This window comes from Actibacterium naphthalenivorans (assembly GCF_014196965.1).
GTDB lineage: Bacteria > Pseudomonadota > Alphaproteobacteria > Rhodobacterales > Rhodobacteraceae > Actibacterium_A > Actibacterium_A naphthalenivorans.
The window spans coordinates 309,426-333,343 of record NZ_JACIEQ010000002.1; the positions used below are offsets into that span (position 1 = coordinate 309,426).

General features: G+C 66.0%; 21 protein-coding genes. 14 read left to right on the forward strand and 7 right to left on the reverse strand.

The features are described 5' to 3' along the window. Positions 1 to 109: 109 nt before the first annotated feature. The 4 genes from GGR17_RS09875 to GGR17_RS09890 all read left to right on the forward strand — a co-directional run bounded on the left by GGR17_RS09875 (position 110) and on the right by GGR17_RS09890 (position 3,409). Positions 110 to 1,057, forward strand: coding sequence for a PfkB family carbohydrate kinase (locus GGR17_RS09875; RefSeq protein WP_054538841.1), 948 nt, complete (start codon positions 110 to 112; stop codon positions 1,055 to 1,057). Further along, on the forward strand, positions 1,054 to 1,959 hold the full coding sequence (locus tag GGR17_RS09880; RefSeq protein WP_054538842.1) for a pseudouridine-5'-phosphate glycosidase: 906 nt from the start codon (positions 1,054 to 1,056) through the stop codon (positions 1,957 to 1,959). The genes GGR17_RS09875 and GGR17_RS09880 overlap by 4 nt, the downstream gene beginning before the upstream one ends. 87 nt (positions 1,960 to 2,046) lie before the next feature. Further along, entirely contained in the window at positions 2,047 to 2,775 is a 729-nt protein-coding gene (locus tag GGR17_RS09885) for a DUF502 domain-containing protein (RefSeq protein ID WP_054538843.1), read from the forward strand. A 10-nt stretch (positions 2,776 to 2,785) separates the two neighbouring features. Next, positions 2,786 to 3,409, forward strand: coding sequence for a LysE/ArgO family amino acid transporter (locus GGR17_RS09890; protein ID WP_037206510.1), 624 nt, complete (start codon positions 2,786 to 2,788; stop codon positions 3,407 to 3,409). Here the strand turns inward: GGR17_RS09890 and GGR17_RS09895 are convergent. Both GGR17_RS09895 and GGR17_RS09900 read right to left on the reverse strand, forming a co-directional pair. Beyond that, the gene (locus GGR17_RS09895; protein WP_054540383.1) at positions 3,394 to 4,428 is read right to left on the reverse strand and encodes a patatin-like phospholipase family protein; all 1,035 of its coding nucleotides are present in this window, start codon (positions 4,426 to 4,428) and stop codon (positions 3,394 to 3,396) included. The genes GGR17_RS09890 and GGR17_RS09895 overlap by 16 nt on opposite strands. 57 nt (positions 4,429 to 4,485) lie before the next feature. Next, positions 4,486 to 5,259 carry a 3-hydroxybutyrate dehydrogenase gene (locus GGR17_RS09900; protein WP_054538844.1) on the reverse strand — a complete coding sequence of 258 codons (774 nt, stop codon included), beginning with the start codon at positions 5,257 to 5,259 and terminating at the stop codon, positions 4,486 to 4,488. 345 nt (positions 5,260 to 5,604) lie between these two features. Between GGR17_RS09900 and GGR17_RS09905 the strand changes: the two genes are divergently transcribed. The 4 genes from GGR17_RS09905 to GGR17_RS09920 are packed head-to-tail and all read left to right on the forward strand — an operon-like array spanning position 5,605 to position 8,702. After that, positions 5,605 to 7,425, forward strand: a complete 1,821-nt coding sequence (locus GGR17_RS09905) for an extracellular solute-binding protein (RefSeq protein WP_054538845.1) — start codon at positions 5,605 to 5,607, stop codon at positions 7,423 to 7,425. Next, on the forward strand, positions 7,426 to 7,539 hold the full coding sequence (locus tag GGR17_RS09910; protein WP_081940122.1) for an entericidin A/B family lipoprotein: 114 nt from the start codon (positions 7,426 to 7,428) through the stop codon (positions 7,537 to 7,539). A gap of 48 nt (positions 7,540 to 7,587) precedes the next feature. Next, complete coding sequence (locus tag GGR17_RS09915; RefSeq protein WP_054538846.1) at positions 7,588 to 8,052, forward strand: arsenate reductase ArsC; 465 nt, start codon at positions 7,588 to 7,590, stop codon at positions 8,050 to 8,052. Continuing rightward, positions 8,049 to 8,702, forward strand: coding sequence for an aquaporin (locus GGR17_RS09920; protein WP_054538847.1), 654 nt, complete (start codon positions 8,049 to 8,051; stop codon positions 8,700 to 8,702). Before GGR17_RS09915 ends, GGR17_RS09920 begins: the two co-directional genes overlap by 4 nt. Positions 8,703 to 8,784: 82 nt before the next feature. On the opposite strand, the gene GGR17_RS09925 is transcribed toward GGR17_RS09920, so the two are convergent. Further along, complete coding sequence (locus GGR17_RS09925) at positions 8,785 to 9,408, reverse strand: helix-turn-helix domain-containing protein (RefSeq protein ID WP_054538848.1); 624 nt, start codon at positions 9,406 to 9,408, stop codon at positions 8,785 to 8,787. A 66-nt stretch (positions 9,409 to 9,474) separates the two neighbouring features. Between GGR17_RS09925 and GGR17_RS09930 the strand changes: the two genes are divergently transcribed. From GGR17_RS09930 to GGR17_RS09940, 3 genes are read left to right on the forward strand one after another with little or no spacing between them, the layout of a single operon-like run. Continuing rightward, positions 9,475 to 11,001, forward strand: a complete 1,527-nt coding sequence (locus tag GGR17_RS09930; RefSeq protein WP_054538849.1) for a class I adenylate-forming enzyme family protein — start codon at positions 9,475 to 9,477, stop codon at positions 10,999 to 11,001. Then, a complete protein-coding gene (locus GGR17_RS09935) occupies positions 10,988 to 11,641 on the forward strand; it encodes a DsbA family oxidoreductase (RefSeq protein ID WP_054538850.1) in 654 nt (217 codons plus the stop codon). Before GGR17_RS09930 ends, GGR17_RS09935 begins: the two co-directional genes overlap by 14 nt. A gap of 37 nt (positions 11,642 to 11,678) precedes the next feature. Beyond that, the gene (locus GGR17_RS09940) at positions 11,679 to 12,881 is read left to right on the forward strand and encodes an MFS transporter (protein WP_054538851.1); all 1,203 of its coding nucleotides are present in this window, start codon (positions 11,679 to 11,681) and stop codon (positions 12,879 to 12,881) included. Positions 12,882 to 12,898: 17 nt separating this feature from the next. Here the strand turns inward: GGR17_RS09940 and mfd are convergent, their stop codons facing one another. Both mfd and GGR17_RS09950 read right to left on the reverse strand, forming a co-directional pair. After that, positions 12,899 to 16,366: a transcription-repair coupling factor gene (gene mfd, locus GGR17_RS09945; RefSeq protein WP_054538852.1), complete on the reverse strand. Its 3,468-nt coding sequence runs from the start codon at positions 16,364 to 16,366 to the stop codon at positions 12,899 to 12,901. Positions 16,367 to 16,397: 31 nt separating this feature from the next. Further along, positions 16,398 to 16,925, reverse strand: a complete 528-nt coding sequence (locus GGR17_RS09950) for a hypothetical protein (RefSeq protein WP_054538853.1) — start codon at positions 16,923 to 16,925, stop codon at positions 16,398 to 16,400. A gap of 119 nt (positions 16,926 to 17,044) precedes the next feature. Between GGR17_RS09950 and hemB the strand changes: the two genes are divergently transcribed. From hemB to GGR17_RS09965, 3 genes are all read left to right on the forward strand, one after another. After that, positions 17,045 to 18,046 carry a porphobilinogen synthase gene (gene hemB, locus GGR17_RS09955; protein ID WP_054538854.1) on the forward strand — a complete coding sequence of 334 codons (1,002 nt, stop codon included), beginning with the start codon at positions 17,045 to 17,047 and terminating at the stop codon, positions 18,044 to 18,046. A 121-nt stretch (positions 18,047 to 18,167) separates the two neighbouring features. Next, positions 18,168 to 18,728, forward strand: coding sequence for a lipid-binding SYLF domain-containing protein (locus tag GGR17_RS09960; protein WP_037206483.1), 561 nt, complete (start codon positions 18,168 to 18,170; stop codon positions 18,726 to 18,728). A gap of 99 nt (positions 18,729 to 18,827) precedes the next feature. After that, entirely contained in the window at positions 18,828 to 21,296 is a 2,469-nt protein-coding gene (locus tag GGR17_RS09965; RefSeq protein WP_054538855.1) for a penicillin acylase family protein, read from the forward strand. A gap of 40 nt (positions 21,297 to 21,336) precedes the next feature. Here GGR17_RS09965 and GGR17_RS09970 read toward each other — a convergent pair whose 3' ends face one another. Both GGR17_RS09970 and GGR17_RS09975 read right to left on the reverse strand, forming a co-directional pair. Further along, positions 21,337 to 22,683 carry a cytochrome P450 gene (locus GGR17_RS09970; protein ID WP_054538856.1) on the reverse strand — a complete coding sequence of 449 codons (1,347 nt, stop codon included), beginning with the start codon at positions 22,681 to 22,683 and terminating at the stop codon, positions 21,337 to 21,339. Further along, a complete protein-coding gene (locus GGR17_RS09975; RefSeq protein WP_054538857.1) occupies positions 22,680 to 23,891 on the reverse strand; it encodes a hypothetical protein in 1,212 nt (403 codons plus the stop codon). Before GGR17_RS09975 ends, GGR17_RS09970 begins: the two co-directional genes overlap by 4 nt. Positions 23,892 to 23,918: the final 27 nt, after the last annotated feature.

The following is a 23,918-nucleotide window of genomic DNA, read 5'->3' on the forward strand; positions in this document are numbered from 1 at the left end:
CTCCCCGCAGGGCCCAACCCCGCCTGTGAAGTAGCGCGCGTTTACCCCTCCTCCCCGCCTGTTGCAACCCCTGCCCCTTCATCTTTCCGCAAATATCCCCGCCGGAGGCATGAATCTTCATCCCGCGCTTGCCAGCGGCGCGCCGCCCGGTCAAAACCCCGGCATGACCACCCAGCCCGCAATCCTGTGTATCGGAGCCGTCCTTTGGGATCTGATCGGCCATGCCGACGGGCCGGTGCATCCGGGCGACGATCTGCCGGGCCGCATCACCCGGCGCCCCGGCGGCGTGGCGTTGAACATCGCGCGGGCCCTGTGCACCCACGGGCTCGCCCCCGCCCTTCTCTCCGCCATCGGCGACGATGCGGAAGGCCGCGCGCTGTGCGCCGCCTGCGCCGCGTTCGGGATCGAAACCGGCTTCCTGCGCCGCGCGGCCGATCTGCCCACCGGCCGCTACATGGCGGTCGAAGGCGCCAACGGGCTGATCGCGGCCATCGCCGATGCCCGTGCGCTCGACGCCGCCGGGCGGGACATCCTGGCGCCGCTCGCCGACGGGCGGCTGGGCCAGGTCTCCGCCCCCTACCCCGGCGTGATCGTGCTGGATGGCAACCTTGGCGCGTCCGTCATCCGTGAAATCGCGCAAAGCCCGCTGTTTGCCTGCGCCGAGCTGCGCGTCGCCGCCGCCTCGGGCGCCAAGGCAGAGCGGATCGCGCCCATGCTCGGGCATCCCGCCGCCACGCTCTATCTGAACCGGCAAGAGGCTGCCCGCATCTGCGCCGCCAGCTTCGACACCGCGCGCGCGGCTGCGGCGGCCCTTCTGGCACGCGGGGCGCACCGGGTGCTGGTCACCGATGGCGGCGGCGATGTCACCCTGGGCACCGCCGCCGGTTTGGCCTGTTTCACACCGCCGCCCGTGCGCGTGGCGCGCGTCACCGGCGCGGGCGACACGTTCGTCGCGGCCCATATCGCGGCGGAGCTGCGCGGGGCCGGGCCCGAAGAGGCCGTAACCGCCGCGCTCGCCGCCGCCGCACATCACATTTCCGAAAGGATCCCTGAATGACCGCCCCCCTGACCTTTTCCGCCGAGGTGGCCGCCGCCCGTGCCGAAAACCGCGCCGTCGTTGCGCTGGAAAGCACGATCATCACCCATGGCATGCCTTTTCCCCAGAACCTCGAAACCGCGCAGCAGGTCGAGGCGGCGGTGCGCGACGCGGGCGCGGTGCCGGCCACGATCGCGCTGATGGGCGGGCGCATCCATATCGGGCTGGCGCCCGACGAGCTGTCGGCGCTCGCCCGGACGACGGATGCCAAAAAGATCAGCCGTGCCGACATCGCCGCCTGCCTGGCCCAGGGCTGGACAGGCGCCACCACCGTCGCCGCCACCATGATCTGCGCCCGCCTGGCCGGCATCGCCGTCTTTGCCACCGGCGGGATCGGCGGCGTGCACCGCTGCGCCGAGCACAGTTTCGACATCTCCGCCGATCTGCAGGAACTGGCGCAGACCCCGGTAACGGTGGTGGCCGCAGGGGCCAAGGCGATTCTCGATCTGCCCAAAACGCTCGAGGTGCTGGAAACGCTGGGCGTGCCGGTGATCGGCTACCGCACCGACGATCTGCCGGCCTTCTGGTCGCGCAGCGCCGGCCTGCCGGTGCCGCTGCGGATCGACAGCCCAGCCGAGATTGCAGCCGCCCACGTGATGCGCGCGCGGCTGGGGTTGGCTGGCGGGCAGCTCGTGGCCAACCCGATCCCGCCCGAGGCCGAGATTCCCGCGCCCGAGATCGGGCCGATCATCGAGGCCGCGCTGCGCGACTCGCAGGGTATCGCCGCCAAAGAGGTCACGCCCTTTCTGCTGAACCGGATATTCGAGCTGACCGGGGGCCGATCGCTGACCGCCAACATCGCGCTGGTGCTTAACAATGCGCGGCTTTCGGCTGCCGTTGCCCGGGAAATAACCGGCGCCTAGACGAAAACACGCGCGCGCGATCGCGCATTGTTGTAGTGCCGTGGGCGAGTGCCTAGATTGCAATGCAGCATGGAAGAAACACCTGAAATGTCCGACAAAGACGACGACCGCGACCGCGCCGAGGGCCCCATCCGCCGGCGCCATACGCGCATCCTTGGCGGGCTGCGCGCCTCGTTCCTGACCGGCCTCGTGGTGATCGCCCCGATCGGCCTCACCGTCTGGCTTGTCTGGACGGTGATCGGCTGGGTCGACGGGTTCGTTCTGCCCTTCGTCCCGTCGCAATATCATCCGCAAAATTTCATCGGGATCGACATTCAGGGTGTCGGCGTCATCTTCTTCTTCCTGTTCACCCTGATCGTAGGGTGGATCGCGAAGGGGCTGATCGGCCGGTCGTTGCTGGCCTGGGCCGAAGGGCTGGTCGACCGGATGCCGGTCGTCCGCTCCGTCTACAACGGGCTGAAACAGCTTGCCGAAACCGTGCTGGCGCAATCGGATTCCTCGTTCGAACGGGCTTGCCTGGTGGAATACCCGCGCGAAGGGATGTGGGCGGTCGCCTTCGTTTCGACCACGACCAAGGGCGAGGTGGACAGGCGCATCCCGCGTGACGAGGCGCTGATCAGCGTCTTCGTTCCGACCACGCCCAACCCGACCTCGGGTTTTTTGCTGTTCGTGCCCAGCAAGAACGTCATCATGCTGGACATGAGCGTCGAGGACGCCGCCAAGCTGGTGATTTCCGCCGGGCTTGTCTATCCGACCGAAAAAACCCCTGCGGCCGCCGCCAAGACGGCGCAGCGCCCGGAACTGGTCAAGAGCTGAAGTCCGGTTCATGATCAGCGCGGCCGCCACCGGCTTTTTCACGGCTTTTTCATTGATCCTGGCGATCGGCGCGCAGAACGCATTCGTGCTGCGCCAGGGGCTGTTGCGCGCGCATGTGTTCTGGCTGGCGCTGCTCTGCGCGCTGTCAGATGCGCTGTTGATCGCGGCGGGCGTGGCCGGGTTCGGCGCTGTCGTGGGGCTTTATCCGGGCCTGCCACGGCTGATGGCGCTTGGCGGCGCGGCGTTCCTGGCGGCCTATGGCGCGCTGCGGTTCCGTGCGGCCTGGCGCGGCGATTACGCGATGGTACTTTCGGGCCAGTCCGCGGGACTGTGGCCGACGCTGGCGGCGGGCGCGGCCTTCACCTGGCTGAACCCGCATGTCTATCTCGATACGCTGGGCCTGATCGGCGCGATCTCGACCCAGTATCAGCCCGTCGCGCAGAAACTCGCCTTTGCCGGCGCGGCGATGGCGTCTTCGTTCACATTTTTCTTCGGGCTGGGCTATGGCGCGCGGGTGCTGGCCCCGGTCATGCGCAGCCCGCGCGCGTGGCAGATTTTCGATGTGATCGTCGGCGCGGTGATGTGGGCCATCGCGGCCTCGCTTCTTTCCGGGGCGCTTCAGGAAAACATCTGAACGATGTCCACCGACGAGCTGTGGTTCAGCGCGCCCTTGTGTTCCGTCAGAAACCGGTCGGCCGCGGCGTGACCCGCATCTCGCATGCTGCGCAGAAGAACGGGGTTCGGCATCAGTTTTGACGAGGCATCCAGTTTTTGCATGAGATCGTCATCGGCGATCATGTGAATCAGGGTGTCCTTCATGGTTCCGCGTTCGATCCGGCCATCGGCCAGCAGCCGCTTGACGAAGGCGATCGCACGCAGGTCGCGCAGAAGCGGCGAGTTGAAGCTTACCTCGTTGATCCGGTTGTGAATGTCCTGCGGCGTGACCGGCACGCTGTCGCGCTCCATCGGGTTGATGTTGACGATCACGATGTCATCGGGAAGCTCGGGGTCGAACAGCGGAAACAGCGAGGGGTTGCCGGTATATCCGCCGTCCCAGTACACCTCGTTGCGCCCGGTTTTCGGATCCTCGATCTCGACCGCCTGAAACACCGTCGGCAGGCAGGCCGAGGCCAGGATGGCGTCGGTGGTGATCTCGTCACGGGTGAAGATGCGCGGCTTGCCGGTGCGCACATTGGTGGCGCAGACGAAAAGGCGCGGGCCCTGCTGGTCGCACACCCGCCCGAAATCGAACTGATCCACGACGCGCGCCAGCGGATGCCGGTAGAACGGCCCGTAGTAATAGGGGCTGACAAGGCGCGATGCGGTATCCATCATCGAATAGGACAGCGGGTTCGCCATCACGCGCGAGAAGATCTCTGTTCCCGGTCCGGCAAGCCCGTAGATCCAGTGCGCCATGCGCATGTCACCCACCGCGCCGACCTGCTGCCAAAGCCAGGCCAGGTTTTCCTTGGCCCCGGCGCGCCCGCCCGCCAGGAGCCCGGATTTCAGCGCCGCGCCGTTCAGGGCGCCGGCGGAGGTGCCGGTGATGCCGGCAATCTCGATATCTTCCTCGTCAAGGATGCGGTCCAGCACCCCCCAGGTGAAGGCGCCATGGGCACCGCCTCCCTGGAGCGCCAGGTTGATGCGTTTCACGGCCAAGATCCGGCCCCCGTTCTGTTTCCCGAAATGAGTGGCGCGGCCCGCAAAGCGCTATAGCGCCGTCCAGCCACCATCGACGCTGATCGTGGTGCCGGTGATCTGTGCCGCCGCATCCGAGCACAGGAAAACGGCGGTGCCGCCGATCTGCTCGGTCGTGGCGAAGGTTCTGGAGGGCTGGCGCGCCAGCATCACCTCGCGGATCACGGTGTCCCGGTCCATGCCATATTCCTTCATCGTTTCGGGGATCTGCGCCTCGACCAGCGGCGTCAGCACATAACCGGGGCAGATGGCGTTGCAGGTGATCGGCTCTTCCGCGGTTTCCAGCGCGACGGTCTTGGTCATGCCGACGACCCCGTGCTTGGCCGCCACATAGGCCGATTTGAACGGCGATGCGGTCAGCCCGTGCGCAGAGGCCACGTTGACCACCCGGCCCCAGCCCGCCTCGCGCATCATCGGCAGCGCAGCGGCGGTGGTGTGAAAGGCCGAACTCAGGTTGATCGCGATGATCGCATTCCATTTGTCGACGGGGAATTCCTCGATCGGCGCGACGAACTGAATGCCCGCGTTGTTCACCAGAATGTCGCAGGCCCCCGCCTTTTCGATCAGCGCGCGGCACTCCTCGGGCTTCGACATGTCGGCCGCGATATAGCGCGCGGTCACGCCGTAATCGCGCGCCAGTTCCGCCGCCAGCGCATGGTCTTCGTCCCGGTCGGTAAAGGAATTCAGCACCACATCCGCCCCGGCCTTCGCCAGCTCCTGCGCCACGCCCAGCCCGATGCCCGAATTCGATCCCGTGATGATTGCGGTCTTGCCCTTGAGCGACATATCGCGCCCTCCTGTATTGATCCCGTGACGGCAACAATGCCGCCGTGGCGAAATATGTAGCACGCCCGGAAATTTGGCGAGGGCCAATCCCCGCGCCATCGCACAGAACGCCGGCGATGCGTTTCAGACTCAGCGGCGCGGATTTCGGAAGAGCAAAAAAAAACGCCCGCACGAAGCGGGCGTTAAGTTATTGAGGCAGGTTTCATACAGGCAAGAAACCTATCGAGCAGTGACTTCTTTATACGCAATCAATCGCCGTCGTCCAAGCTAAAAGTTTGAAAAGCTTGGAAACCGGTCCTAGGCTTGTGGCCAACGAAAACAGGCGTCCTGAGGATTGTGGCAGAAATGAGATCAATGTTTTTCGCATGGCGTGGGCTGATCGCGGCTGCGTCCGTCCTGATTCTATGCACCGGTTCCGCCTGGCCGGAACCACGGCATGGCATAGCTATGTATGGCGAACCGGCCCTTCCACCTGATTTTGTGTCTCTACCCTATGTGAACCCTGACGCGCCCAAAGGCGGGCGCATCGTGACCGGCGAAGTGGGTCGTTTCGACTCGCTCAATCCGCACATCCTGAAGGGCCGCGTGCCCTGGCAGTTGCAGTTCCTGGCCTATGAAAGCCTGATGGGCCGAAGCTGGGATGAACCCTTCACGCTCTATGGCCTGCTTGCCGAATCGATAGAGACCGGGCCGAATCGGGATTGGGTGGAATTCACCCTGCGCCCCGAGGCGCGGTTCTCCGACGGCACGCCGGTGACGGTCGAGGATGTGCTGTGGTCCTACGAAACGCTCGGCACCGTCGGGCATCCGCGCTATCACGGCAGCTGGCAAAAGGTCGCCCGCGCCGAGGCCGTCGGCGAACGCACCCTGCGCTTCACCTTCAACACCGAAGACCGCGAACTGCCGCTGATCCTCGGCATGCGGCCGATCCTGAAAAAGGCGCAATGGGCGGGCAAGGATTTCGCCCAAAGCGGCCTGACGGAGGTGCCGATCACCACCGCGCCCTATGTGGTGGCCGATTTCGATCCGGGCCGGTTCGTGCTGCTTCGGCGCAACCCCGATTACTGGGGCAACGACCTGCCGTTGCGCCGCGGCACCAACAACTTCGATGAGATCCGGCTGGAATTCTTCGCCGATGCCAACGCGATGTTCGAGGCGTTCAAGGCCGGCGTCATCACCAGCAACCGCGAAACCAGCGCCGCCAAATGGGCCGGAAACTATGATTTCCCCGCCGTGCGCAGCGGCGAGGTGGTCAAATCCGACATCCCGCACAAACGGCCTTCGGGCATCTCCGGGCTTGTGTTCAACACCCGCAACCCGATCTTCGCCGACTGGCGCGTGCGCGATGCGCTGATCCACGCGTTCAATTTCGAGTTCATCAACCAGACGCTGAACGGCGGCGCCCTGCCCCGCATCACCTCCTATTTCTCGAACTCGGTTCTGGCGATGTCGCATGGCCCGGCCGAAGGGCCGGTCAAGGCGCTGCTGGCCCCGTTCGCCGATGACTTGCCGCCCGGCGCGCTCGAAGGGTACAGCCTGCCTGTCTCCGATGGCAGCCAGTCCAACCGCCGCAACCTGCGCAAGGCGGTGGCGCTTCTGGAACAGGCCGGCTGGTCCGTCGCCGATGACGGGATCCTGAGAAACGCCGGCGGCACGCCCTTCACCTTCGAGATCGTGCTGAATCAGGGCGCCACCGAAACCCGGCAGATCGTCGACATCTATGCCGAAGCGCTGAAACGGCTGGGCATCTTTCCCAAAATCACCGCCGTCGACAGCGCCCAATACAAAGAGCGCACCACGGCCTATGATTTCGACATGGCCTATTACATCCGCGGCCAGTCGCTCAGCCCCGGCAACGAACAGATGCTCTATTGGGGGGCGGAAGGTGTCAGCACGCCCGGCACGCTCAACTGGATGGGCATGCAGGTGCCCGCGGCCGAGGCGATGATCCGGGCGATCCTCACCGCGCAAAGCGGCACGGATTTCGAAGCCGCCACCCGTGCGCTCGACCGGGTGCTGACCACGGGGCGCTACGTCATCCCGATCTGGTTTTCGCCGACGGCGCATATTGCCCATAGCAAGAACCTGCATTATCCCGAAACGATCCCCATGTATGGGGACTGGATCGGGTTTCAGCCCGAAATATGGTGGTATGCGGAGGATTGAATGTCACGGATCATCGTTTTGGCCGCTCTGATGGCGCTGGCGGGCTGCGCCACGATCGAAGGCATCGGCGAAGACATCTCGTCGGGCTCGCGCGCGGTTCAGAACGCGCTCTGACCCGCGCCTTCATGAAACCGTCACGGCAATTCCCTAGCCGTGACGGGCATGAACATCCTGGCGCTCTGCACTTCGAATTCCGCCCGCTCCATCCTGCTTGAAGGCATCCTCAACAGCCTCGGTCAGGGCGGCGTCACCGCGTTTTCGGCCGGTTCCCATCCGGGCGGCACGGTCCACCCGCAGGCGCTGCGCCTGCTGACGGAACACGGCCATGACACGGCCCGCGCCCGGTCCAAGAGCTGGGATATCTTCGCCGAACCCGGCGCGCCGCAGATGGATCTGGTGATCACCGTCTGTGATGCCGCCGCCGCCGAAACCTGTCCGTTCTGGCCCGGCGCGCCGCTGCGCTGCCATTGGGGCGTGCCCGATCCCGCCGCCCTGCCACCCGAGGCGCAGGAGGCTGGCTTCAACGCCGCCTACACGCTCCTGCGACGCCGGGCCGAGGCGCTGCTGGCGCTTTCGCCGGGCGCGATCACCGCCTCCGAACTGGCCCGCATAGGGGCACTGGAATGAGGCGCGAACTCTTCGCCGAAGGGCTCGGCACCGCCTTCCTGCTGATCTCGGTCGTCGGATCGGGCATCATGGGCGAGACGCTGGCGGACGGAAACACCGCCATCGCGCTTCTGGCCAATGCCATCGCAACGGGCGCGATGCTCTATGCCATCATCACCACGCTCGGCCCGGTCTCCGGCGCGCATTTCAACCCCGCCGTGACGCTGGCCTTCACCCTGCGCGGCGACATCGCCTCCGGCCTCGCGGCCCGCTACGTGCTGGCGCAGATCCTCGGTGCCATCCTCGGCGTCTGGGCCGCGCATCTGATGTTCGAACTGCCCATGCTGCAGCTCTCCACAACCGCGCGCGGCGGCCCGGCGCAATGGTTCTCAGAGGTCGTCGCAACCTTCGGCCTGCTCTTCGTGATCTTCGGCGGCCGCGCCAGGGCGCCACGATCCATACCCGGCCTCGTCGCGCTCTATATCGCCGGCGCCTACTGGTTCACCGCCTCCACCAGCTTCGCCAACCCGGCGGTAACACTCGCGCGCAGCCTGTCAGACACATTCGCCGGCATCGCCCCCGCCCATGCACCGATGTTCATCCTGGCCCAGATCCTGGCCACGGGCCTCGCCGCGCTGCTCCTGCCACGCCTTTTCGAAGCACCGGCCTGATCCCTCATCTTTCGGAAAGTATCCTCGGGGGTCCGGGGGCAGACAGCCCCCGGCACGGCCCCATCACCCGCACGACAGCCGCTCAACTCAGCGATGTCACCCACAGGATCGTCGCATCCTCCTGGCTGACAGACACCACGTTATGCCCCATCGCGGCATCATAATAGGCGCTGTCACCCCGGCGCATCTCCACCGGCTCGTAGAATTCGGTGTAAAGCCGGATCACCCCGGTCAACACATACAGGAATTCCTCGCCGTCATGGCGCACCCAGCCGTCGAACTCGTCGAACGATCGGGCCCGGATCCGCGCGCGATAGGGCAGCATCTGTTTTTTGGTCAGCGCCCCGGCCAGCAGCTCATGTTCATAGGTGGTCGTGGCATGGGCCGCGCCCTCGCCCGATCTGGTCACGGTCATGCGCCCGTTCACCTGGCCCTTTTTCGGCGGGGTAAAGAGCTGCGGCACCGAAATCGCCAGCCCCTCGGCCAGCTTTTTCAGCGCCTCATAGGTGGGCGACATCTGCCCGTTCTCGATTTTCGACAGGGTCGATCGCGCCAGCCCGGCCTGATTGGCGGCCTGTTCCAGCGTCCAGCCGCGGGCGTTGCGCAGCTCGCGCACGCGGGCGCCAAGGTTCAACGGTTCCACCTGCACCTGCTCGCCAGAGGCGCGGGCCAGACGGATAAGGCTGGGTTGTTCCTGATCGCTCATAGCCTGTGCATGTAGCTTCAAGCCCCCGCGCTTGCAACTGCCCTGACGCGGCGATAGCACGGGCGCATGCAAGCCCTTTATGACGCTTTCCCTCCGCAGCCCTGCCCCGCACCGTTCAACCTGGCGGCCTATGTGCTTGCGCAGGCGGCGGCGACGCCCGACAAGATCGCGCTGGCCGTGATCACCCCTGCCGGCGCCCGGGAATGGAGCTATGCCCGGCTGGAGGCCGCGGTGCGCGGCGTGGCCGGCGGGCTGACCGCCCTGGGGCTGGCGCCCGGCGCGCCGATCCTGCTGCGGCTTGGCAACACCGTGGACTTTCCCATCGCCTTTCTGGGCGCCATCGCCGCCGGCCTGTTGCCGGTGCCCACCTCGGCCCAGCTGACCACGCCCGAGATCACCAGGCTGGCCCGCGAAATCGAACCGGCGCTGGTGATCGCCGGTCCCGGCGTCGCCCTGCCCGAGGGGGATGCCCCGGTGCTCGACACGACCGGGCTGGAGGCGATGTTCACCGCCGCCCCCGGCGGCTATGTGCCGGGCGATCCGGCGCGCCCGGCCTATATGATATACACCTCCGGCACCGGCGGATCACCCCGCGGGGTCATACATGCCCATCGCGCCGTCTGGGCCCGGCGCATGATGTGGGATGGCTGGTACGGGCTGACCTCCGAAGACCGCCTGCTGCACGCCGGCGCGTTCAACTGGACCTATACGCTCGGCACCGGCCTGCTCGATCCATGGGCGGCGGGCGCCACCGCGCTGATCCCCGGCGAAGGCGTGGACGCGGCCATGCTGCCGGCGCTTCTGCACGACTATGATGCAACGATTTTCGCCGCCGCGCCGGGTGTTTACCGGCAAATGCTCAAACATGGCATCAACGCGGAAATGCCGAAGCTGCGCCACGGGTTGTCGGCGGGCGAAAAGCTGCCCGAAGCCACGCGCCGCGCATGGAACGCGGCCACCGGCACCCATATCTACGAGGCGCTGGGAATGTCGGAATGTTCCACCTTCATCTCCGGTGCGCCCGCCCGGCCCGCGCCCGTTCCGGCCTCGGGCTATCCGCAGCCGGGCCGCCGGATTGCCGTGCTTGGCCCCGATTTCACGCCGGTCGAACGGGGCGTGGCCGGGCAACTGGCCATCTCCAACCGCGACCCCGGTCTGATGCTGGGTTATTGGAAGGCGGAAGAGGAAACAAAGGCCCGTTTCAGCGGCGAATGGTTCCTGACCGGCGACATGGTCGAGATGGCCGAGGATGGCGCGATCACCTATCTGGGCCGGACCGACGACATGATGAACGCTGGCGGCTTTCGCGTCTCCCCGATGGAGGTGGAGGCCGCGCTCTGCCAGCACCCGAACCTGCAGGAGGTCGCCGTGGCGGAGGTCAGGGTGAAGGCCGACACCACCGTGATCGCGGCCTTCTACAGCGGCACCAGAACCGATGACGCGGCCCTGAAGGCCTATGCCGAAACCCGGCTGGCGCGGTACAAGCAGCCGCGTCTCTACGTGCATATGGACGTTCTGCCAAAGGGCGGGAACGGCAAACTCAACCGCCGCGCGCTGCGCGAAACCTGGGAGGCCGCGCATGCCGAAGCTTGACATCCTGTCCGATCCGATCTGCCCCTGGTGCTATATCGGCAAGGCCAACCTTGATCGCGCGCTGGCCGCGCATCCCGATCACCCCTTCATCATCGAATGGCACCCGTTCCAGCTCAACCCCGGCATGCCGCCCGAAGGCATGGACAGGCGGACCTATCTGGAGGCCAAGTTCGGCGGCAAGGAGAACGCCGTGAAAACCTATGCCCGCATCGCCGAAGCCGCCGAAGAGGCCGGGCTGATGATCAACTTTGCCGCCATCGAACGAACGCCCAGCACCCTGAACGCGCACCGGCTGATCCACTGGGCGGGGATCGAGGGGCGGCAGACCGCCGTCGTGTCCTTGCTGTTCGAAGCCTATTTCGAAAAGGGGCTGGATATCGGCGATACCGAGGTGCTGGCGCAGATCGCCGAGCGGGCGGAAATGGATGGTGCCGTGGCGCGCCGGCTGCTGGCGGGCGATGCCGATGCCGATCTCATCGCCGCCCGCGACGCGCATGCGCGCGCGCGTGGGGTCGATGGCGTGCCGACCTTCATACTGGCCAACCAACATGTTCTCGTGGGCGCCCAGCCGAGCGCGCTGTGGGAGCAGATGATCAACGAAATCAATGAAATACCTCCCGAAGGGACGCCGATACAATAAGGCGCGCGACGGTAGATCGGAAGCGGAGAAAACAGCAATGAATGCACCCACCCAGCGGCTTGGCCAGACCGAATTCATCGCCATGATCGCGATGATGTTCGCCACAATCGCCTTTTCCATCGATGCGATGCTGCCCGCCCTGCCCGTGATCGGGCAAGAGCTTTCGCCCGGCAACCTGAACCGCGCCCAGCTTATCATCACCAGCTTCGTGTTCGGCATGGGGATCGGTACGCTGATGTCGGGGCCCTTGTCCGATGCCTTCGGGCGGCGGCCGGTGATCATCGCCGGGGCGGGGCTTTACATTGTCGGGGCGTGCCTGGCCTGGGCCGCCGGATCGCTGGAAATGGTGCTGGCCGCGCGCGTGCTGCAGGGGCTTGGCGCGGCGGGCCCGCGTGTGGTTTCGCTGGCGGTGGTGCGCGACCTTTATTCAGGGCGCGATATGGCGCGGATCACCTCGTTCGTGATGATGATCTTCACCCTGTTGCCGGCTCTGGCGCCGACGGTGGGCGCGGGCGTCATCCTTTTCACCGGCTGGCGCGGCATCTTCGCGGTGTTCGTGCTGTTCTCGGTGGTGTCCGTCGGGTGGTTCTCCCTGCGCCAGCCCGAAACCCTGCTGCCCGCGCGGCGGCGGCCGCTGCAGGCCGCGCTGTTGATCGCAGCGGCGAAAGAGGTGTTTTCACGCCGTCTTGTCACCATCGCGATCATTGTTCAGACCCTGATCTTCGCAACGCTGTTCATGATGATCTCCTCGACGCAGCAGATTTTCGATCTTTACTTTGGTAAAAGCGCCACCTTCCCGCTCTGGTTCGGGTTCATCGCCATCGTCGCCGGTACCGCCAGCGTCGCCAACGCACAGCTCGTGGGCCGCCTCGGCATGCGCTTTCTGATCCGGAACACGCTGAATATGGTGGCCGCGGGCTCGGCGATCATGCTGATCTTTCTGGTGTTCGGCCTGTGGCCCGACTGGGCGGAGTTTCCGGCCTATGTGGTCTTTTCGATCGCGGTTTTCGGCACGATGGGCCTGACCATCGGCAACCTCAACGCACTGGCGATGGAGCCGCTGGGCCATATCGCGGGCATGGCGGCCTCGGTCATCGGGGCGGTGGCAACCGTGCTGTCGGTGGTGATTGCGGCGCCTGTCGGGCTGGCCTTCGACGGCACGCCGGTGCCTCTGGCCACCGGTATCTTCCTGGCGTTCGCGATCGCGCGGCTGGCGATGCTCTGGCTGCCCAACGACTAGGCGGCGCGGGCGGGCGCTCAGCCCGCCCCGGCCTTCGCCTTCTTCTTTTTCTCGATCACCTTTTCGGCCAGATCGCGGGCAATGCCATAGGCGCCCTTGATCTTGTCGCTTTCCTTCTGCCAGTCGCGCAACAGGATGATCTTGTTGTCCTTCACCTTGGCCGCCCCCTTCTGCGCCTGAATGAAATCAACGAGACCCTCGGGCGAGGCGAATTTGTCATTGTGGAACTGGATCGTGGCGCCCTTGGGCCCGCCGTCGAGCTTGGTGATGCCTGCGCGTTTGCACATCGCCTTGATCCGCACGATCAGCAGCAGCGTGTTCACCTCTTTCGGCAGCGGCCCGAACCGGTCGATCAGTTCGGCGGCGAAGCCCTCCAGCTCGACCTTGGTCGACAGGCCGGACAGCCGCCGGTAGAGCCCCAGGCGCACGTCCAGATCGGGCACGTAATCCTCGGGGATCAGCACCGGCACCCCGAGGTTGATCTGCGGCGACCATTGATCGTCGCCCTCGCTCAACCCCTCCAGCTCGCCCGAGCGGATCTTGGAAATCGCCTCTTCCAGCATCGATTGATAAAGCTCGAACCCCACTTCGCGCACATGGCCCGATTGCTCTTCGCCCACCAGATTGCCGGCGCCGCGAATGTCCAGATCCTGGCTGGCCAGCGTGAACCCGGCGCCCAGCGTATCGAGGCTGCCCAGAACCCGCAGGCGCTTTTCCGCATTCGGCGTCAGCGGTGCGCGCGGCTTGGTCGTCAGATAGGCATAGGCGCGGGTTTTGCTGCGCCCCACCCGGCCTCGGATCTGGTAGAGCTGCGCCAGCCCGAACATGTCGGCCCGGTGCACCACCATCGTGTTGGCGGTGGGAATGTCGAGCCCGCTTTCGACGATCGTGGTGGCCAGCAGCACGTCATACTTGCCGTCGTAAAACGCATTCATCCGGTCATCCAGCTCGCCCGCCGCCATCTGGCCATGGGCGGTGACGAAGGTGATTTCGGGCACCTGTTCGCGCAGGAACTCCTCGATCTCGGGCAGGTCGGAAATGCGCGGCACCACGTAAAAGCTCTGCCCGCCCCGGTAATGCTCGCGCAGCAGCGCCTCGCGCACCGTCACGGCATCGAATTCCGACACATAGGTGCGGATCGACAGCCGGTCCACCGGCGGGGTGCCGATGATCGACAGATCGCGCACCCCGGTCAGCGACATCTGAAGCGTGCGCGGAATCGGCGTGGCGGTCAGGGTCAGCACATGGATATCGCTGCGCATCTGCTTCAGCCGCTCCTTGTGGCTGACGCCGAAATGCTGTTCCTCGTCGATGATCAGCAGGCCCAGGTTCTGGAACCGGATGTTCTTGGCCAGCAGCGCGTGGGTGCCGATGCAGATATCGACCGTGCCATCAGCCAGCCCGGCGCGGGTGGCGGCGGCCTCTTTCGCGCCGACGAAACGCGAAAGCTGGCGCACCTGAAGCGGGAAGCCGCGGAACCTTTCGCGAAAGCTCTTGGCGTGCTGCCGGGCCAGCAGGGTGGTCGGCGCGATCACCGCCACCTGCACCCCCGACATCGCCGCGACAAAGGCCGCGCGCATGGCGACCTCGGTTTTGCCGAAGCCGACATCGCCGCAGATCAGCCTGTCCATCGGGCGGCCCGAGGCGAGATCGGTCAGCACATCCTCGATCGCGCGCAGCTGATCCTCGGTCTCCTCATAGGGGAAACGGGCGGCGAATTCTTCCCACATGTGATGGTTCGGCTCCATCACCGGCGCCTTGCGCAGGGCGCGTTCGGCCGCCACCCGGATCAGCTTGTCGGCGATCTGGCGGATGCGTTCCTTCAGCTTGGCCTTCTTGGCCTGCCACGCGCCGCCGCCCAGCTTGTCGAGCAAGCCCTCGTCGTGGCCGTAACGGCTGAGCAGCTCGATATTCTCGACCGGCAGGAACAACCTGTCGCCACCGGCATATTCCAGCGCGATACATTCATGCGGCGCGCCCATGGCGGTGATGGTTTCCAGCCCGTTGTAGCGGCCCACGCCATGTTCGACATGCACCACCAGATCGCCGGGCGACAGCGATTGCGCCTCTGTCAGAAAATTCTCGGCCCGCTTGCGTTTCTTCGGGGCGCGGATCAGTCGGTCGCCCAGCACGTCCTGTTCGGAAATCACGGTAAGCTGCGGCGCCTCGAACCCGTGTTCCAGGGCCCAGACCACCAGATAAAGCCCCCGGCCCGGCGTTACCTCGCGCATGTCGGTGATCGGCCGGGCGTCTTTCACGCCCTCATCCTCCATCAACCCGTTCAGCCGCTCGCGCGCGCCTTCGGAGTAGGACGCGATGACAACAGGGCCATCTTCGCGCTTTGCCTTGATGTGATCGGCCAGGGCGTTGAAAAGGCTGACATGTTCGAGCTGTCTCTCGGGTGAGAAATTGCGCCCGATCCGCCCGCCCGCGTCGATCACCCCGGGGCCGGTGCCCTGTGGCAGCGGGTTCAGCCGCAGCACACGGTGGCCCGCCACGGCGGCCTCCCATGCGGCGTCATCCAGATAGAGCAGCCCCGGCGGGCAGGGTTTGTAAACCGTGCCAAGCCGGTTCTTCTGGCCCATCGCCTCGCGCCGGGTATCATACTGATCGGCGATACTGTCCCACCGGCTCAGGCGCGACGGCGTGACCTGATCGTCAAGAAAGACCGGCGCATCGGGCAGATAGTCGAACAGCGTTTCCAGCTTTTCATGGAAGAAGGGCAGCCAGTGTTCGGCCCCCTGATGCTTGCGCCCGGCGCTGATCGCCTCGTAGAGCGGATCATCGCTGCCGGCGGTGCCGAATTCGATCCGGTAATTCTGGCGAAAGCGGGTGATCGCGGCCTCGTCCAGAATGACCTCGGACACAGGCGCAAGCTCTACCACCGAGAGCTTTTCGGTGGTGCGCTGGGTGGCCGGATCGAACCGCCGCGCGCCGTCCAGAACATCGCCGAACAGATCCAGCCGCACCGGCCCGCTCTGGCCCGGCGAAAACACGTCGATGATGCCGCCGCGAATGGCGAAATCGCCGGGCTCCATCACCGTGGGGGATTGTGAAAACCCCATGCGTGTCAGGAAGTTGCGCAGCGACGCTTCGTCAACGCGCTGACCGACCCGCGCGGTGAACGACGCCTCTTTCAGCACCGCCCGCGCCGGCATCCGCTGGGTTGCCGCCGACAGGGTGGTCAGCAGGATGAACGGCCCCGGCACCCCGTGCGCCAGCGCCGCCAGCGTGGCCATGCGCGCCGCCGAAACCTCGGCATTGGGCGACATCCGGTCGAAGGGCAGGCAATCCCACCCCGGCAGGGTCAGGACAACGGCATCGGGCGCGAAAAAGGCCAGCGCGGCGCGCATCGCCGCAAGCCGCTTGTCGTCGCGCGCGACATGGATGACAGGCCGGCCCGCGCTTTCCAGTTCGCGCACGAGAAGCTTCGCGTCGAAGCCTTCCGGCGCGCCGCCGACGGTGATGTGGGTGTTTTGAGACATGCGCGTCAGATAGCCATGCGCGGGCGCCGGGTCAATTTCCCAGCGCGCCGATGGAAAGGTTCTGCCACATCCCCCAGAAGGCTGTGACGAGGATCGCGAGCATGCCGATCGCCTGGGTATAGAAGCGGTGCCGCCGCAGCCGGGCGAACAGCGGCGGCCCTTCCAGCCCGTGGCGGGCGATGGCGCGGGCGGTATGGATCGACAGCAGCCCGACCACGCTCATCGGGAAGGCCAGCAGGAACACCGCCTGACAGAATTCGACCGCGTAGTAGAAACCCAGCACCGCCAGGATCGTCAGAAGAAACGACACGATCGCCAGAAGCCATGTGCCCGACACGCCGGAGATATAGAGAATGCGGTTGACGTTGATGCGCACCAGATCATGCACATCGGTCTCCACCTGCCCGCCCTTGCGCGCGGCGCGCTGCACCAGATCAAAGGGCACCCCGATCACCCAGTGCGATGCGGTCGACCAGCTTACGGCAAGCGCGATCCAGTACCACAGGTTGGAGAAGGATCGCATGTCGATCACTTCAAAGACGGTCTGATACCAGTCCAACTGCCTGCCCCCGGTCTATGCCTGTTGCCGGAGATTAGCCCCGGGCGTGGGTAAATCCTACCCTTGAGATGGGTGCAAAAGCATGTCACCCAGAGGAAAACAAGCCTTGGAATGAAAAGATGCGCCCCTCCGTTGCCCCCTTTCCCGCCACACGCCTGCGGCGAACCCGCAAATCCGCCGCCCTGCGCGGCCTGGTGCGGGAAAACACGCTGAGCGTGAATGACCTGATCTGGCCGATCTTCGTGCGCGAAGGTCAGGGCGTGGCGGAGCCCATCGCCTCCATGCCCGGCGTCAACCGGCTGAGCATCGACAGGGCCGTGGCGGCGGCGCAGGAAGCCGCCGGGCTGGGCATCCCGGCGATCTGCATTTTTCCCTATACAGACCCCGCGCTGAAGACAGAGCTGTGCGAAGAGGCATGGAATCCCGAAAACATCTCCAACCGCGCGATCCGCGCCATCAAGCAGGCGGTGCCGCAGATCGCGGTGATGACTGACATCGCGCTCGACCCCTATAACGCCAACGGCCATGACGGGATCGTGCGCGATGGCATCATCGTGAATGACGAAACCGTCGCGGCGCTGGTGAAGATGGCGCTGGCGCAGGCCGATGCGGGGGCGGACATTCTGGGCCCTTCCGACATGATGGACGGGCGCATCGGCGCGATGCGCCGCGCGCTGGAGGCGGCGGGCCACACCGATGTGGCGATCCTGAGCTATTCGGCGAAATACGCCTCTGCCTTCTACGGCCCGTTCCGCGATGCGGTGGGCGCCAGCGGCGCGCTGAAGGGCGACAAGAACACCTATCAGATGGACCCTGCCAATTCCAACGAGGCGCTGCGCCTGATCGAGCGGGATCTGGCGGAGGGGGCCGATATGGTGATGGTCAAGCCCGGCATGCCCTATCTGGATATCTGCCGCCGGGTGAAAGACGAATTCGGCGTGCCCACCTATGCCTATCAGGTGTCGGGCGAATACGCGATGCTGCAGGCGGCGGCGCAGAATGGCTGGCTCGATGGCGAAAAGGTGATGATGGAAAGCCTGCTGGCCTTCAAACGCGCCGGATGCGACGGCATCCTGACCTATTTCGCCCCGGCGGCGGCCCGGATGCTCGCCAAGGGCTAGGCGGCGTGCGGGAAATCGCCGCTGACCACAAGACCTGATGACATTCAGGGCAAAAACCACTATTACTTGCGTCAATGGTCGTATAAGGCCGACAGTGCAAAACATATAAAAGGGCAGAGGCATGAGCATGTTTTCCCGCCGATCTTTTCTGATGGCCGCAGGCGCCTCGACCGCGCTGACGGCGGCCTGCGGCAATGGCGTCGGATCCACCGGCGCATCGACCATCGACGCGCGGGTCGACAGCACCCGCGACTATCTGTTCAACAGATATCCCGGCACCGCCGATCTGGAGGCCAAGGCCCAGGGCGTGCTGTGGATGCCCCTGATCACCAAGGCAGGGTTCTTTCTTGGCGGCGCCTACGGCAAGGGCGCGCTGCGGATCGACAATATCACCGTCGATTACTATTCGGCCACCCAGGCCAATGTCGGCCTGCAGATCGGCGCCCAGCAATATGCCCATGCGCTGTTCTTCATGACAGAAGACGCGCTTTCGACCTTCCGCCGCTCTGCCGGCTGGTCGGCGGGCGCGGACATGGAATATGCGCTGAACGACAAGGGCGGCAACCTCAGCGCCGAAACGCTGACGGCGCTCGATCCCGTGATCGCCATCGTCTTCGGCCAGTCCGGCCTGATCGTCGGCGCCACGCTGGAAGGCACGAAATACACGCGCATCATTCCGTAACGGCACGGGGCGGCCCCGAGGGAGCTGCGCCGTCATTGCATCTTCGTATCCGGCCGTTTAACTGAAGGCTCCCTTCGGGCCGTCACAAACGGGAACCTCATGCCGACCGTCTTTCGCTGGCTTCTGCGTCTCTTCGCTTCGCTGCTTGTTCTGATCGGCCTGACGCTGCTGGGTGTCTACTACCTGGCCACCCGGTCGCTGCCTGACTACGACGCCAGCTATGCCATCGCGGGCCTGTCCGGCCCGGTCGAGATCGTGCGCGACAACGCCAGCATCCCGCATATCATGGGCAGCACCGACGAAGATGTGTTCTTCGGCCTCGGCTTCGCCCATGCGCAGGACAGACTGTGGCAGATGACCATGCTGCGCCGCACCGCGCAGGGCCGGTTGAGCGAGGTTTTCGGCGAGCGTACCGTCAAGATAGACGAGTTGATGCGCCGCTATGATCTCTACGGCGCGGCCATCTCCTCGGTCGCGGTACAAGATGCCGCCACCACAGCGGCGCTGCAGGCCTACGCGCGCGGCGTGAATGCCTGGATCGCCGAGGTCAACCGCGGCGCCCGCGGCCGCGGCGCACCGGAATTCTTCATTTTTTCCAATGAGATCGCCTTTTGGCAACCGGCCGATTCCATCGCCATCGGCAAGCTGATGGCGATGGAGGTTTCCGATACTATCGCGCAAGAGGTTTTGCGTGCCCGCGTGTCTCTGGCCCTGCCCGAAGAGCGGGTGCGCGACATTCTGCCAGACGTGCCGGGGCCGGGCGTGGCTGCCCTGCCCGATTATGCCGCGCTCTTTCCCGATGCGCCGCGCAGCTTTGCCGCGCTGGACACTGCCACCGACCCGCTGTCGCCGGTCAGCCCCCGCAATCTGGCCGGCGCGTCGAATATCTGGGCCGCCGCGCCCTCGCGCTCGGCCGCCGGCGGCACGCTGCTGGCCAATGACCCGCATCTGGGCTTCTCGGCCCCGGCGCTGTGGTATCTGGCGCGGCTTCAGCTTTCCAGCGGCGGGGTGATCGGCGGCACCATTCCCGGCGCGCCCGCCGTGCTGCTTGGCCGGTCCGACAAGCTGGCCTGGGGGCTGACCACCACCTATCTGGATGATCTGGACGTCTATGTCGAAAAGCTGAACCCCGACCATCCCGAGGAATACCTGACCCCCGATGGCTACAAGCGGTTCGAGACCCGCCGCTCCATCATCAGGGTCAAGGATCACGATCCGGTCACCATCACCCTGCGCTGGACCCAGAACGGCCCCGTCCTGCCCGGCGGCCATTACGACCTGCGTTCGATCACGCCCAGGGGCCATGTCATCTCCATCGCCTGGACCGCGCTCGGCGGCCAGGATACATCGCCCACGGCGGCGCTGCGGCTGATGATGGCCGGGTCGGTCGACGAGGCGCTCGAGGCGGGTGCGCTCTGGCAGGCGCCGGCGCAGAACCTGGCGCTGATCGACAAGGAGAATATCGCGCTGCAGGTCGTCGGCGCGATGCCGCGCCGGGCCGCGCGGCACCAGACGATGGGCCGCCTGCCCAGCCCCGGCTGGCGCCCGGAAAACCGCTGGTCGGGCAGCTATGCCTATGCGGCCAACCCGCGTTTCGTGAACCCCGAGGGCGGCATCCTGGGCAATACCAACAACAAGATCGCCGATCGCCCCTTCCCGCTGCACCTCAGCTTCGCCTGGGGCGATACCCAGCGCATTCAGCGCTGGCGGCAGCTGATGGAACGGCGCGAGGTGCACACCCGCGAAAGCTTCATCGAGGCGCAGCTCGACACGGTCAGCTTCACCGCCCGCGCGCTGCTGCCGCTGGTGGCGCGCGATCTGTGGTTCACTGGCGACGCCGCCCCCGACGGCACGCCCGAACGCCGGCGCCAGCACGCGCTGGAACTGCTGGCCAACTGGAACGGCGAGATGAACGAGCATATGCCCGAACCGCTGATCTATGCCGCCTGGATGCGCCATCTGCAGCAGCGGCTGATCCGCGATGATCTGGGGCCGCTGGCCGATGCCTTCACCCATCTGGACCCGCTGTTCATCGAACGGGTGTTCCGCGATGTGGATGGCGCCTCGGCGTGGTGCGACGTGGTGCAATCCACCGTGCCCGAAACCTGCGCCGACATCGCCCGCCAATCGCTCGACGAAGCTCTGATCTGGATCGCCGAGCATCACGGCGCCAACCTCGACAGCCTGCGCTGGGGCGATGCCCATCAGGCGCGGCAGGATCATCCGGTGCTGGGCGAAACGCCGTTGCTGAAATGGGTGGTCAACATCCGCCAGTCGACATCGGGCGGCGACAACACGCTGCAGCGCGGCCTGACCGGCGGCACCGGCCCCGCGCCCTTCGCCAATCTGCATGGCGCAGGCTATCGCGGGGTCTATGACTTCGCCGATCCCGACAGTTCGGTCTTCATCATCTCGACCGGCCAGTCCGGCCATCCGCTGTCACGCCACTATGACGATCTGGGTGATCTGTGGCGGCGCGGCGAATATGTTCCCATGTCGCTGGATCCCGATCTGGCCCGCGCCGGCGCCGTGGGCATCACCCGGCTGATCCCGGCCCGGGGCGGTTGAGGCGGCGTTCTTGAGTACCTGACACCGAAAGGCGCGCGGCCTACCGCCGGTGAAGGCGCAGCCAGATGCCATCCTTCGCGCGTACCGTCAGATGCGCGACCGGCACCGGGGCGCGGCCCTGCACCGGTTCGAGGCGCCAGTCCTTCAGCAGCAGCGCCAGCAACAGCGGCCCTTCCAGCATCGCGAACCCCGCGCCGGGGCAGACGCGCGGCCCGGTCGAGAACGGAATATAGGCCGCCCGGAGGCAGGCCCGGCCCGCCTCGGTGCCATAGCGGCCGGGGTCGAACGCATCGGGCCGGTCCCACAACAGCGCATGCCGGTGCAGGTGCCAGGGCGAAATCACGATCTGGCTGCCGGGCGCGACATCACGGTTGCGAAACCGTTCGCCGCGCGTGGCCTGCCGCACCATCATCGGCACCGGTGGGTAAAGGCGCAGCGCCTCGCGGAACACATCCCGGGTGAACGTCAGCTTGGAGATATCTGAAAACGCCGGGTTCTCGCCAAGGGCGGTGGCCTCTGCCGCCACCCGCTCCTGCGCGTCGGGGTAGAGCGCCAGAAGATACAGCGCCCAGGCCAGGGCCGAGGCCGATGTTTCATGCCCGGCCAGAAAGAAGATCGCCACCTGATCGACCATTTCCCCGGTGCCGAAGCGCCGCCCGGTTTCGGGGTCGGCGGTCGTCATGATCTTGGTGGCCAGATCGTCGGGCGCGGTTCCGGCGGCGATCGCGGCGGCGCGGTCCGCCGTCAGGCGCGTGATCAGGGCGCGGATAGCCCGGGCGCTGGCCTTGGTGCGGGAACGGTGAAACCGGGGCATCCAGCCGGGCAGCGGCACAAAGGCGGCGAGGTTCAGCACCGGCTGGCTGCGCTGATAATCACGAAACCGGGTGAAGACCTGCGCCGCGACCTCATGCTCGATCGGGATCGAGAACAGCGTGCGAAAGATCACATCCGCCGCCGCGTGGCTGGTCTGCGCCTCGATCTCCGTCACCCCTTCGGACAACCGGGCCGAGGCCGCCTTGCCCGCCGCGACCATCGCGGGGAATGTGTCGCGCAGGCGCCCGCCCTCGAACGCGGGATCAATGATGCGGCGCTGGCGCTGCCAGTCGGCCCCGTTGGTCAGAAACACGGAATCGCCCAGCAAGGGCCGCAACCCCTCGCCGACCCGCCCGGATTTCGGGAAATCCATGGGGCGTTCTTTCAGAACAAGATCAACAAGATCGGGCTGGTTGATGAGATAAGACCTGAAGAACGGCGTGCGGAATTCGGCCATCTTTGCGCGGTAGAGCCTGGCGGGCTGAGCCGACAGGATATCGCGCCGAAAGAGGCGCAGGTAACGCAGCAGCCCGACCCGCTCCGGCCGGCTGGCGGGTTTGGGCGGGGTCGTCATGCCGCCATCGACCGATAGCGCGAAGCCGGCCGCGCGATCATGCTTTTTGACGGGGCGCGGCCCGCATAGCGCGTACCCAGTGTCAGCGACCCGGCGGTGATGCGGAAGTAATCGTAATCTCCGGGCCGGTCGAAGGCGCACAGATACTGAAAATGCAGCCGGAAGAACCGCCAGCGCAGCGCCTTCCACCGCGCGGGGCTGAGCGTCTGGGTGAAGGCGGCCGAGATTACCAGCGGCCAGCGCTGATTGTCGGGGGCGACGCCCGTCACCGCCACCGGATCGCACAGGGCGAAAGAGCAGCCATCGCCGGGGGCCGTGACATCGACCCAGGTCAGTTCTTTCCGTGCCGACAGGAAATGCAGATCGGCGCGTAACCGGCCGGCCCCCGGCAGGAAAGACACCATCGGCACCACCTGCCCCAGCGACAGGAATGACAGCGCCGGGCCTTCGTCGGGCAGCGGCCCGCCCCGGATCAGATCGGCCAGAATCGACACCGCCAGATGCGCGCCCGAGGAATGCCCGACCACCAGCACCTCGTCCACGTCATCGTTCAGCGCGGCGGCGATGGTCTTGCGGAACGCGGCCATCCGCGTCTCGAGCTCGGGCGGGTTGGCGCCGTTCCAGCGGGCCGAATAGGCATAGTCATGCATCAGGTAATAGGCGAACAGCCGGTTGTCGGCGCGGCGGAACCGATCCAGCACCGGCCAAATGATGCCCAGCCCCAGCCAGCCGATCAGGGGCAAGCCGCTGAGCGCCAGAAACGCCCCCAGAAGACGCGCGGCCAGCAGCGCCAGCGCCAGTTGGCCAAGCAGCATCAGGATCGGGTAGAGCGCGGCTATGACAGGCCCCTTGCGCAGCCGCATCAGCCCGAACAGCGCGCCGGATGCCACATAGACCCACACGGTGCGCAAAAGCTGGCCGTAGGTGGCCCAGATGCCCTGCGCCATCGAGCCGCGCACGATATCGGACCAGACCAGCACGTCGATATCGCTTTCGACCTGCGCGCCCTCGATTCGCCCCACCGCGTGCCAGCCATAGGCGCCGCCGCCGGTTTTCGGTGTCAGTGCAAGGTCGTAGCCGGAGATCTTCGCCTGTGCCCGGCCTTCCTTGCGGTAGAGCTCGCGGTAGCGGCGGGGATGAATCGGATCGTAGCCGGGGATATAGAACACCCGGCGGCGCCGCACCCGCTGCTGCACAGTTTCCGTCATCTTCCCCGCTCGTGCCCGTTTCGCGCC